12 protein-coding genes are annotated in these 11,999 nt (G+C 45.0%); 5 read left to right on the top strand and 7 right to left on the bottom strand.

The genetic code is table 11. From position 1 onward, the window contains the following. Positions 1-47: 47 nt before the first annotated feature. The gene (gene aqpZ, locus OQJ86_RS08920; RefSeq protein ID WP_009707332.1) at positions 48-746 is read right to left on the bottom strand and encodes an aquaporin Z; all 699 of its coding nucleotides are present in this window, start codon (positions 744-746) and stop codon (positions 48-50) included. A gap of 215 nt (positions 747-961) precedes the next feature. After that, positions 962-2,221 carry an amino acid permease gene (locus tag OQJ86_RS08915; RefSeq protein WP_038871389.1) on the bottom strand — a complete coding sequence of 420 codons (1,260 nt, stop codon included), beginning with the start codon at positions 2,219-2,221 and terminating at the stop codon, positions 962-964. A gap of 314 nt (positions 2,222-2,535) precedes the next feature. On the opposite strand from OQJ86_RS08915, the gene OQJ86_RS08910 reads away from it, so the two are divergent. Genes OQJ86_RS08910 through OQJ86_RS08900 form a run of 3 tightly spaced genes read left to right on the top strand, consistent with a single transcriptional unit; the run spans position 2,536 to position 4,896 of the window. Next, entirely contained in the window at positions 2,536-2,916 is a 381-nt protein-coding gene (locus OQJ86_RS08910; RefSeq protein ID WP_038881906.1) for a RidA family protein, read from the top strand. A gap of 14 nt (positions 2,917-2,930) precedes the next feature. Continuing rightward, positions 2,931-4,208: a serine dehydratase subunit alpha family protein gene (locus tag OQJ86_RS08905; RefSeq protein WP_265987521.1), complete on the top strand. Its 1,278-nt coding sequence runs from the start codon at positions 2,931-2,933 to the stop codon at positions 4,206-4,208. A 28-nt stretch (positions 4,209-4,236) separates the two neighbouring features. Then, complete coding sequence (locus OQJ86_RS08900; RefSeq protein ID WP_265987520.1) at positions 4,237-4,896, top strand: helix-turn-helix transcriptional regulator; 660 nt, start codon at positions 4,237-4,239, stop codon at positions 4,894-4,896. Here OQJ86_RS08900 and OQJ86_RS08895 read toward each other — a convergent pair. Both OQJ86_RS08895 and OQJ86_RS08890 read right to left on the bottom strand, forming a co-directional pair. Further along, complete coding sequence (locus OQJ86_RS08895) at positions 4,893-5,141, bottom strand: YkgJ family cysteine cluster protein (RefSeq protein ID WP_038871300.1); 249 nt, start codon at positions 5,139-5,141, stop codon at positions 4,893-4,895. The two genes, OQJ86_RS08900 and OQJ86_RS08895, sit on opposite strands and share 4 nt — an antisense overlap. A gap of 117 nt (positions 5,142-5,258) precedes the next feature. Beyond that, positions 5,259-5,516: a hypothetical protein gene (locus OQJ86_RS08890; protein ID WP_265987519.1), complete on the bottom strand. Its 258-nt coding sequence runs from the start codon at positions 5,514-5,516 to the stop codon at positions 5,259-5,261. 218 nt (positions 5,517-5,734) lie between these two features. On the opposite strand from OQJ86_RS08890, the gene OQJ86_RS08885 reads away from it, so the two are divergent. After that, complete coding sequence (locus OQJ86_RS08885; protein ID WP_038871294.1) at positions 5,735-6,175, top strand: YcgN family cysteine cluster protein; 441 nt, start codon at positions 5,735-5,737, stop codon at positions 6,173-6,175. Between the two features lie 61 nt (positions 6,176-6,236). On the opposite strand, the gene OQJ86_RS08880 is transcribed toward OQJ86_RS08885, so the two are convergent. From OQJ86_RS08880 to OQJ86_RS08870, 3 genes are all read right to left on the bottom strand, one after another. After that, complete coding sequence (locus tag OQJ86_RS08880) at positions 6,237-6,488, bottom strand: GlsB/YeaQ/YmgE family stress response membrane protein (protein WP_005439775.1); 252 nt, start codon at positions 6,486-6,488, stop codon at positions 6,237-6,239. Between the two features lie 96 nt (positions 6,489-6,584). Next, on the bottom strand, positions 6,585-8,312 hold the full coding sequence (locus OQJ86_RS08875) for an aspartate:alanine exchanger family transporter (RefSeq protein ID WP_038881908.1): 1,728 nt from the start codon (positions 8,310-8,312) through the stop codon (positions 6,585-6,587). Positions 8,313-8,386: 74 nt separating this feature from the next. Then, positions 8,387-9,781: a glutamate decarboxylase gene (locus OQJ86_RS08870; protein WP_265987518.1), complete on the bottom strand. Its 1,395-nt coding sequence runs from the start codon at positions 9,779-9,781 to the stop codon at positions 8,387-8,389. A gap of 360 nt (positions 9,782-10,141) precedes the next feature. Here OQJ86_RS08870 and OQJ86_RS08865 point away from each other — a divergent pair, with 360 nt between their 5' ends. Next, positions 10,142-11,833: a mechanosensitive ion channel domain-containing protein gene (locus OQJ86_RS08865; protein WP_038881899.1), complete on the top strand. Its 1,692-nt coding sequence runs from the start codon at positions 10,142-10,144 to the stop codon at positions 11,831-11,833. Positions 11,834-11,999: the final 166 nt, after the last annotated feature.

The following is an 11,999-nucleotide window of genomic DNA, read 5'->3' as shown; positions in this document are numbered from 1 at the left end:
AGCCGCTGAATTCAGCGGCTTTTTTGATCGTGAGGTTCGAGAATCAATTAATCGTTTGATTCTGTACCAAGAAGGTTCTTGTAGATAAGTGCACCTAGAATACCACCAACGATTGGTGCTACCCAGAATAGCCAAAGCTGAGAAACCGCCCAGTCGCCAACGAATACGGCAACACCAGTACTACGTGCTGGGTTAACCGATGTGTTAGTCACTGGAATACTGATTAGGTGGATAAGAGTCAAACATAAACCGATCGCGATAGGTGCAAAACCTTGTGGTGCGCGTTTGTCTGTGGCACCCATGATCACGATTAGGAACATCATTGTCATCACAACTTCAGTCACTAAAGCAGCAACCATAGAGTATTGGCCTGGAGAATGCGCGCCGTAACCGTTCGCAGCAAAGCCAGAACCAACTACGTCAAAGCCTGCTTGACCGGTTGCGATTACGTAAAGTACGCCACCCGCAATAACACCACCAATCACTTGCGCGATGATGTAAGGCACTACGTCTTTAGTCTCAAAACGACCACCGGCCCATAGACCGATAGTTACTGCTGGGTTTAGGTGACAACCTGAGATATGGCCAATAGCAAATGCCATTGTGAGTACGGTAAGACCGAACGCCAAAGAAACGCCCAACAAGCCAATGCCGACATCAGGGAAGCCAGCCGCTAACACTGCACTACCACAGCCACCAAGCACTAACCAAAAAGTACCAAAAACCTCTGCCATGTATTTATTCATATTGTTTCCTATTGCGGATTTAGATTACCCGCTGAACATAGTAGAGAATTGTCAGAAAAGTGTGAGTTGAAGCACGGAAATTAACCAAAATGCCAGATATGAGCGTTTCTGTCTCATACATGAAACGAAATGAGTAAGGAGAGGGTAGGTGGATGAGTTGAAAGGAAAACCTCGGCTATCGTTATAGAGTTTGATAACCGAGGCGAGAGGAAGCGTTAGCTAAAAGCAATAAATGGTGAGATACACAACAAGATGCCCGTCGCGATGATTAGGTATAGTGAAGCACCTTTGTATTTATGTAGAGAAGGCACTTGATACACCAAGTAAGCAGGAATCAAACAGCCAATCAAACCAAAGATAGGGCTACAAACCGAAGTGAAGCTCAAAACCGGTAGGTTGAGTACGATAGCGCCCCATGCCATCAAAATCGCGAATAGAATGATGCCTTTCGTCACGAGATCTTTGTTGATTTGCTCTTCAGGCATCACTTTTTTCAATGCCAACATCGCAAGGCCTTGGCAAGAATCACGGAAGCCAAGGTAAACACCAAAGAAGGCTGTCATTACAGAAAAGATGTTCAACATCAGGCTAAGCAGTTTAAGCGTCGTGCCGTCCATGCCTTGTGCTACCATCGCAAGCGCAGAGATGTTCTCGTTTGCTGCACGGACTGCTTGTTCATGAGACATCGCCAACGTGAAAGAAATCGCGTAGAAAAACACGGTCACAAACAAAATGCCAAAAGCGATATTCATGGCGCGCATCGCTTTAAAACGGGCAACTTCAATAGACTTCTCTTTCGAACGGTAAGAGATCACCATCGGACTCAAGCTTTGAATAAACAAAATAGAAGTGAGGGTGAACGGCAGCAGTTCAATCGCATCTTTTAAGCCAGCACCCGCTGTTGGGACGCTACCTACATTCGCCAGATCCCATTTTTCAATCATCATGAAGCCTAGCAGTGCTACGGTACAAAGTTTTACCAATACTAATCCGGTGCTGACCTTAAATAGGACCTTTTCACCACGCGAAGCGATTGCCACCAAAGCGCAAACCAATGCTAGACCATACAACGGGTTTTCCGACAACAGCCCCTCAGTGATACCAAAGCTGTGTAGGAAAGAGGCTGAGTCATTATTGATTGCCGTCGAGTATACGAATACCCAGATCACCAACATGATGAAGTAGAGCACGCCTAACAAGGCGCCCCATTTATTGCCAAGGTAGCCTGAGATAACGCCCGCATAGTCTTGACACTTCGGAGAGGTGGAAAGCGTGTTAATAAATAGGCGTTGGAACAAGTACATCGCTGGATAACCAATCACCGCGGAGGCAAGAAATACCCATATGCCAAGTACGCCCACCTTTACTGGAAGAAAAACAATACCAGCACCGATTGCCATGCCGATGCTCATGATTACCCAGCCCCAGTCAGTGCTATCAAATTTAGTCGCCGCTTTCCATTCTGTGGCTGTCATTCCGGCTTTAACGTGAGGTGGTTCTTTAGTTATTGGAAGAGTTTGTGTAGGTACAGTAACGCTCATCGTCGTTTTCTCTTTGTTAGTATGAATTTTTCTCAAATCTATTTGAGAAAAAGATTAACAACAATTTTTTTGTGGAAAATTCAGATAAATTTGAGATCTCGACAAAATTACTCAATAAAATCTGAATTTAGATCGATTTGTGTGATCTGTAGTGGTTGTTTTGCTCATATATAGTTGAAAGAATAGCTTTGAAACGAAAGCAAAAGCTGAGTTTTACGACTAAAACTAAAAACTATGTGAGGATTAACATGAAAGAATTGATCACTTCAGAGCACGCTCCTGCCGCAATTGGCCCATATTCACACGGAACCACTTACGGGGATTTGATTTTTACGTCTGGCCAACTCCCAGTTGATAGCGCGACAGGTAAAGTAGTAGAGGGAGGGATTACTGCTCAAAGTCATCAATCTCTAACGAACTTAAAACATGTGCTTGAAGCGGGTAACGGGAGTTTAGATACGGTTCTAAAAACGACGTGTTACTTGGCAAACATCAGCGACTTTGCGGAATTCAACAAAGTGTATGCAGAGTTTTTCCAAAAAGATTGCCCAGCACGAAGCTGCTTTGCGGTGAAAGATCTTCCGCTAGGTGTTTTGATTGAAGTTGAAGCGATTGCTAGTAAAAAGTAATACGGAGAAGAAGCATGAATCAGCAATGGAACCAATATATCCAAATCATTAAGCAAGTTGTGAAACCTGCCCTCGGATGTACCGAACCCATTGCTGCTGCATATGCGGCAGCAGTTGCAAAGCGTGAGCTTGGATGTCAAACCCCGGACATGATTGAAGTACGTGTCTCAGATAACTTGTTTAAAAACTCAATGGGGGTTTACGTTCCCGGCACTGGGAAAATTGGCCTCAAGATTGCCGCGTCTGTTGGCGCATTAGCGGGAGACCCAAACGCAGAACTGGAAGTACTCGCTAAAATTAATCAAGACGATGTGACTGCAGCCCAGCAACTTATTGATGAAGAGCGAGTCAGTGTTGCTCGCATTGATACACAAGAATTTATCTTTTGCAGTGTCACCATGAGCGTTGGAGAAGACACCGTCTCGGTGACTATCAGCGGTGGACACACTAATATTATCCAGATCACTCGCAATGGAGCGGTGACGTTCAAGGCCCCTTTGCAGCAGCGAGTCGCGACAGGATCAGTATGTGAAGGGGTGGATATCTCTATTAAGCAGATTTACGACTTTGCCCTTCAAGCGCCATTTGATGACATCAAATTCATTCTGCAAGCGGCTGAACTCAACTCTTCCTTAGCGCAAGAGGGTATCGACCGAGGTTACGGCTTAGAAATTGGCCGAACATTAAAAGGCAATATCGAACAGGGGTTGCTTGGTAATGATCTGATGAGCAGAATCCAAATGATGACCTCTGCAGCATCCGATGCTCGAATGGGCGGTGCGACGCTGCCAGCGATGAGTAACTTTGGCAGCGGTAACCAAGGTATTGCCGCGACGATTCCGGTTGTTATCGCAGCAGAAGCGTTTCAAAGTAACGAAGAACAACTCGCTCGCGCACTAATCATGAGTCATTTAGGCGCGATCTACATTAAGTCATACTACCCACCTTTATCTGCATTCTGTGGTAACACCGTCACTAGTGCTGCCGCATCCATGGCACTAGTGTATCTAGCAGGCGGCTCGTTTGAGCAATCTTGCTCTGCAATTCAAAACGTCATTAGTGACAGTTCAGGCATGGTGTGTGATGGCGCGAAGTCATCTTGTGCAATGAAAGTTTGCACCTCATCAACGACGGCAGTTCGCTCATATTTGATGGCGATGGGTAACCACAGTGTGAAGAATCAAGGTATAGTAGGCGATGAAGTCGAACAAACTATAAGAAACGTAGGCTCTATGGTTAGACTTGGTATGCCGTATACTGATAAATCTATTATCGATATCATGTCGGCCTAGCCTCAAAGTTTTTGCTAAGGGAAGTAAATTGCAGCTTAAGAAACTCACCAAAAGTGATTTAGATATTTTGAATTCGATGAAGAACGTCGTCGATGGCATTGCGCGCATGTATGGCAAGCATACCGAGGTCGTTCTTCACAGTCTTGATGCAGAAGCTCCGGAAATCATCAAAATTGCCAATGGCCATGTTACTGAGCGTGGAGAAGGTGCACCGATTACCAACTTAGCAAGAATGAAGCTGCTTGAAGGTAACGACGTTTCAGATTCGTATGTGACGAAAACCGTAAGCGGTAAAACCTTGCATTCCATCACGACCATTGTCCGTAACCCAAAGAACAAACCTATTGGGTTATTGTGTATCAACGTCGACATGGATGTACCGATGCAGGATTTTTTGAGATCGATTATGCCAACTCAACAAAATGACTGCTGTGTGGGCGCTCGTTCACCAGAAACCTTCGCTCGTAACATCGATGAAACCATTATTAGTACCATTGAGACCGTACAAGCAGAAGTGTGGTCGAACGAAGCGATTTCCCCTTCAAAACGCAACCGCGAACTGGTCACGCGTTTACAAGGTTTGGGGATTTTTAAATACAAAGATGCGGTATTGATGGTGGCAAATCATCTCGGTATTTCACGCGATACTATTTACCTTTACTTGAGAGAATTGGGTAGTAACGACTAGGTCAGTTGTTCAAGTTCGGTGATATTATTTATCGCTTCTTGATTCGTTTTGCCGCACACAACTGGGCAAGGTTTGAAGTCGTGGCAAACTTTTGGGCGTTCAGGCATTCCGAAAAGCTTACATAAGTTGTCGTCATTTAATTGAATGCAGCGCTCTCCAGCAGGTTTGCCTTTTGGCATGCCCGGAATCGGAGAAGAGATACTTGGTGAGATACAACACGCCCCACAACCTAATCGACAATCCATCTAAAAGCCCTCGTAAAAATGAAGGGGGCATTATGGCCATTTCTCGCCAGATTGGAAGAGGCGTGCGTGAATTCACGCCAACAAAGTTAGCCCTTTCTACTCGTCATTAAGTCCTTTTTACTCATCATTAAGTAAAGCAGCGACTTCAAAATTCTGATCGCGTTTAGCCTGTTGGATATAACGGTTGCACTCTTGCATGCTTAAACCCCACGTTCCAGCCTCGGTACGAGTGGTCATTTCTGTTAGAAACGTTGCTTGACCTTCTTGAACATTAGAGGCGATATCCTTGCCGTATTGCTGACAAAGTTCTGCATCGGTACTTGCCGCAGCTCCGAACGAAACAAGAGAGATAATGGTGATCATTGCGAGCTTCATAATATTGATTCCTTTATTCACACTATGAGCTAAAACCATAGGATAGGAATCACTATTAGTAAAAATATCAGTGTTGAGTGTCCTTATTGATGAAACAGAACAAACGTTGATAATAGTTCGTATTACGAGGCGTAATTCGGCAAAACTTGAACTTTTGTTGTCAGAGGGGTATAAAACGCACCCAATTCATTCCCATTCGAGAAATAAGTAGTAAGCGTATGAGCACTCCATTTTGGCAAAGTAAATCGTTAGAGAACATGACAGAAGAAGAATGGGAATCTCTCTGTGATGGGTGTGGCAAATGTTGTCTGCACAAGCTAATGGATGAAGATACGGACGAAATCTACTATACCAACGTGGCGTGTAGTTGGCTGAACAGCAAAACTTGTTCGTGCAAAGACTACCCGAACCGTTTTACTTCAGGCGAAGAGTGCACCAAGTTGACGCGTGAAGATATTGATGACTTTACGTGGCTGCCACACACTTGTGCATACCGCTTGTTGGCAGAAAGCCAGCCACTGCCAGAATGGCACCCATTAATCACTGGCTCTAAGTCTGCAATGCACGCAGCTGGGGAAAGTGTACGAAATAAAGTGGTGTATGAAATCGATGTGGTGGACTGGGAAGACCACATTTTAAATCACCCAAATCGCCCATAGCCGAATGTAAAACAAGCCTTTCATTGAAAGGCTTGTTTATTTTGGGGTGAGGCAAAAGTACCTAACCTTTTAAGAAACGGTTATAGACAAACAATATAACGAAAGCACCTAAAGTCGCAGTGACGATACTGCCGATGTTTACACCGTCTGCACCGCCTAGGCCAACAAAGCTGCCTAAAAAACCGCCAACGAAAGCACCAACGATACCTAGCACCATAGTGGCAATCCAGCCACCGCCATCGTTACCAGGCATCAGCCACTTAGCCAATGCTCCTGCAATCAAACCTAGAATAATCCAAGATAGAAAGCCCATAATTTCTCCTTACTCATTATTGTGTTAGGTACGTGTCGTTACGCATTCATGGTTACGTTTCAATCATAGACCATTCATCCAAAAGCGTAGATTTAACTAACTGATGACCATCGCGATGTAACCTAGTATCAGGACTAAAACTGAAGTTAATGCGTATGGCACGGGGTAGCCAATCGCTGGCATGTCACTGTGGCTTGCATCTTGGGCTCCTTTCATTGCAGGGGTACTGTTTCTCCCTCCGGCACAGGCTCCCGCTAAAATAGCAGGGTTCATTTTGCGGAAGTACAATCCGTATAACCAAGCTAGCAGAGGTGGTACGAGTGCTGCAGTCACACCCAGTAAAGCTATCTTGATGACAATGATGCCTTGGAATGACGCTAAGATTTTCGGCCCCACGGTTGCCGCTAATACCGCGACAAATAGGTTTAGGCCGATGTCTTGTAGAAAGCTTCTTGCCCCTTCACTCATGGGGCCGCCAAAGCTAGGGTTACGAGTTCGTAGGAATGAGAAAACGATCCCGGTTAACATGCAACCCGCCGATGTGCCAAGGGCAAAAGGGATACCTGCAACGGTGACACTCAAATGTCCAAAGACATAGCCAATAAGAAGGGAGAGGGCGAGGTAGAAGGTTTCAGTGACCGTACTCTCTACAATCGGAACGCTATTGAGTTTGGATGCGGTTTGTTCTACGCACCATTGGGAGCCTGCAATACGCACAACATCGCCCACTTCGACCTTAGTTTGTGGCAATAAAGGTTGCTGGTGGCCTTGTCGAAATATCGCTTTGAAATAAACACCAAAGCCGACTTCAGCATGCAATTGTGCGACAGTTTTCCCTGCATGCTCAGATTTACCAACGTGAATATCAGCCACTTCAATGTCGACATTTCTTGCGCGTGGCTCATCGACTTCATTTCCGATATCGGCTTCACCTTCCGCGATCAAGACGCGATATTCTCCCCGAATGCCAATAACATCATTTAACTCAAGCGTTGGGTTATCGGAAGCATCAATGACTTGCTCACCTCGAACCACTTTAAGCACGGCCGCATCAGGGAATTTCTGATACAACTCTTGCACTGAACGGCCAACTAACTCTTGGTGTGTGACTTTATAGGCACGAACATCAATCGGTAGGACGCCCACGTCTGAAAAACCAAAGGTGCTTGGGAGTTTCTCGTTGTCATCGCCAGTTGAGAATTCCGCTTCTGCCTCTTTACCTGCTTTGACGGGGTCAATACCAAAGAGCGAAGGGAGGTACTTAATGAACAAGATGATGAGGACGGTCGAAAGGACATAACTTATCGCGTAGCCCGCGGCAATATTGGCACTGACGTGATCAATGCTCATCCCTTCAGGTGGCGTAAATGCGCCTGAACTAATTGCTGACTGCGCTACGCCCATTACGGCGGTCACTGTGTAACTGCCAGAAATGATGCCAGCGGCGTAGCCGGGCTCCAGACCCATTAGCTTGGCGCCGATGACAACAATCGCAAAATTGCTGAACACGACAATCAAACCAATGACGACGAAGTCGATCCCTCCTCTAGCAAGACCGGAGAAAAATTGTGGCCCAACTTTCATCCCAATCGCGTACATGAACATCATTAAGAAGATATCTGAGACCAGACCCGGCTCTTCAATTTTTAGCCCATAAACCGAAAAGGAGGTAAGAGCTAAAGCAACACCAACAACTAAAGTGCCAGCTGTTGTTCCTAGGCTCACTCCTTTGAATGTGAGTCGACCAAGCGGGTATCCAATAGCGAGAGATAGAAAGAGAAAAACGAACGGATTTTCTGACAAGTAACTAAATAGAAAGGACATAGTGTCACCTGTGAATTTGTTGATATAGGAGCAAGGAACCATGAGAGTTCCTTGCTTTAAGTGGAAGGGGACAATTAGCCGTGGTTAAAGTTATTCGACTCATCAGCGTCGCTACCGTTGACGACAGGATGCTTGTCGAAGAAGTCCACGCAGTGTTGTAAATCGGAAATCAAAAGATCCGCCATGTCTCGGCTAAATCCATGTCGAACCAAAATACGCATGATCACTAGATCTTCGCGTTCGGCAGGCATAGCGTAAGCCGCAATTTGCCAGCCACGAGATCGAATGCGATCAGAAAGATCGTAAAGATTGAAGCCTGGGTTTGCGCCATCTTTTATTGACCAACTCAGTGCAGGGATACCACCATGTCCATCATAGATGATGTGGAACATACCCATTTTTTCGACTTCTTTGGCAAGGTAACGAGCTGTGTCATAACAAGCATTGTGGATCTTACGATAGCCCTCTTTGCCAAGACGCAAGAAGTTATAATATTGAGCAACGATTTGACCACCAGGGCGAGAGAAATTGAGTGCAAAGGTGGGCATGTTGCCACCGAGGTAGTTGACGTTAAAGATCAAGTCTTCATGTAGAGCATCGGCATCTCGCCAAACAACCCAACCAACGCCGAGTGGGGAAAGGCCAAACTTATGTCCAGAGGCATTGATGGACTTTACTCTTGGTAAACGGAAGTCCCACACTAAATCTGGATCGCAGAATGGGGCAAGAAAGGCACCACTCGCACCATCAACGTGAATCGGAATATCTAGCCCGGTATCTTCTTGTAGCTTATCTAACGCTTCGTGCACCGCTTGTACTGGCTCGTATTGGCAAGTAAAGGTCACGCCTAACGTTGGGACAACACCAATCGTATTTTCGTCACAACGTTTGATTACTTCCTCTGGGGTCATGATAAGACGGTCGCCTTGCATTGGGATTTCGCGAAGTTCAATGTCCCAGTAGCGCGCAAACTTATGCCAACAAACTTGAACTGGGCCACAGATAAGATTCGGGCGATCAGTTGGTTTGCCTTGCTTCTTCATTTTTTCGCGCCAAGCCCATTTTAGCGCCATGCCGCCTAGCATTGCCGCTTCACTTGAGCCTGTTGTTGAACATCCCATAGGGTTTTCAGCATCCGGTGCATGCCAAAGGTCGGCAAGCATATGCACACATCGAGATTCGATTTCCGCCGTTTGAGGGTATTCATCTTTGTCGATCATGTTTTTGTCGATGCACTCGTCCATCAATTTGTGGACTTCGTCTTCGACCCATGTTTGACAAAATGTCGCAAGGTTCTGACGCGAATTGCCATCAAGCATGAGCTCATCATGGACAACTTGGTAAGCATGATCGGGAGCATGCTCATGCTCTGGAATACGGTACTTAGGCATAACAATGGAAAGATCTTTAGACGAATACACATCGTCTAGGATTGAGCCACGAACGGTTGATTTTTTATGAAGAGGCATGGTGAATCCCTTATCTTATTGAATTAAATCCACTTATTGCTATTTTTTTGTAGGGTTAATAGCAATGACGGCAGCAAAATAAACATAGCAGGGTTTTCTATAATGTCAGGAAAAATAAGCATTTTGTTGCTTATTTCACGTTGTTTTATTTTATTTTGTGCTCGATTAGGCAAATATCAGAGACGTACACCATGTGGCACATGAATTAAGTTGTCATAAGAGGAGAATTGTGAATTTAGTACGCACTTTTTATTAGTGCTCGTTTTCTATTTCGTGGTGTAAACTTACAGCATCTACTTTCAAGGATTTATATCCTGGCGCTTGACCATCCCGTTCAAGTTCGTCTCTTACGAGGTAAAAATGACGTTACTATCCCCCCTAACAGTGCGTTTTACACCATTCAAGGTGTTGTTTATGGCGTTTGTTTTGACGATGAGTTCCTTCATTGTTAATGCAACAGAAAGCACAGAAAAGGTCGTAGAAGTGCCAGAGGTTTCTGCCGCTGAAAAAGCGATCGATAATATCAATCAAGATATCATCGATTTGTCCGAAACCTTAAAAATAGCAAGTGGCGATGAGCGCGATGCGCTTCAGTTGCAACTGTTCCAGAAAAATGAAGAACTGAGAAGCCGCCTTGCGACAGCGATCAGCAATAAATCGATCGCTCATGATAAATTGATTGAATTAGTTCAAACTCAAGAAAAATATTCAGAAGGCGCGATCGCTTATCTGGATGAAAAAATCAAAGTTTTGAATGAAGAAATCAACAAAGCAAAAGACGCCGATAAACTCTCTCTTTTGAATGAGTACCGTGAATTACAGCAGTACCTAGACGTCAGCTACCAGTCAAGTTGGCAAAACTTGAGCTGGTTAAGTACGTTAGGTGTTCAAGATGAAGATGCAGATATCGCGTTTAAAGACAATGTTGATAAGCGTATGCGTTTGCTTTCTGCATCCATTGAGTATCTGAACCAGCAAAGCGGGATCATTGGATCTCAAGTTTCCTCTAGTCCGGAATCAGAGAAAGCATCGCTGCAATTAAGTCAGTTAATTTTGAAGCAGAGATTGAACATTGCAACGGACAGTCTGCGCACTCTGATCGCGATTGGCGATAAGGTTGGTTTAGAAACCTCTGAATATAAACGTCAGATTTTTGAAGTAACAGGCAGCATTACTCACGACTTGCTGAACACCAAAGTAATTCTGTCTATCTTGAGCCATTGGTCGAACTCAATGGTGGATTGGTTTGCTGAGAACGCACCACAGCACATCTTCCAGTTGTTTGTGTTTGCTCTGATCCTGCTGATTGCCCGCGCACTGGCGAAGCTAACGCGTAAAGTGGTTAGCAAGACGGTGGCATCGAAGAACTTGAAGCTGTCACACTTGATGCAAGACTTCTTTATCTCGATGTCAGGCAAAGCCGTGTGGATCATCGGTATCATGGTTGGTCTATCTCAAATCGGCCTTAACCTTGCTCCAATCCTGACTGGTTTCGGTATTGCTGGTGTGATCATCGGTTTCGCATTACAAGATACGCTATCAAACTTCGCTGCGGGTATGATGCTACTGATCTACCGTCCGTTCGATGTTGGTGACTTTGTTTACGCAGGTGGTGTAGACGGTAAGGTAAGCCACATGAGCTTGGTGAACACAACAATCCGTACTTTCGATAACCAAATCATCATCGTGCCAAACAGCAAGATTTGGGGTGACGTGATTAAGAACGTGACACATGAGCGCATTCGCCGTGTCGATATGGTTTTTGGTATCGGTTACTCAGATGACGTACTAAAAGCAGAAGAAGTATTGGCAGATATCGTGACGTCTCACCCTTCAGTACTTCGTTCTCCAGAGCCAATGATCAAGCTTCATACACTGAACACTTCTTCAGTTGACTTTATTGTTCGTCCTTGGGTTAAAACGGATGACTACTGGGATGTTTACTGGGATGTAACCCGAGAAGTGAAACTGCGCTTCGACCGTGAAGGCATTTCGATTCCATTCCCACAACAAGATGTGCATTTGCACATGGTGGAAAAGAAAGAAGCATAAATTTCTTTTACTTGAATCCAAAATCAACAAAAAGGCGCTCAATTAGAGCGCCTTTTTTATCGGTTTAGTAGTAAACCTGAACTCGGGATAAAAATAGAAGTGAACTAAAAGCTGGTTCTGCGATCAGATCTTTCAACCAAGAGAGAACAATCACAAAGGAACCAGC

The organism is Vibrio sp. Sgm 5 (genome assembly GCF_026241575.1).
Taxonomy (GTDB): Bacteria; Pseudomonadota; Gammaproteobacteria; order Enterobacterales; family Vibrionaceae; genus Vibrio; species Vibrio jasicida.
Note: the sequence above shows the minus strand (reverse complement) of the source record. Positions and strands in the feature narration are given on the sequence as shown.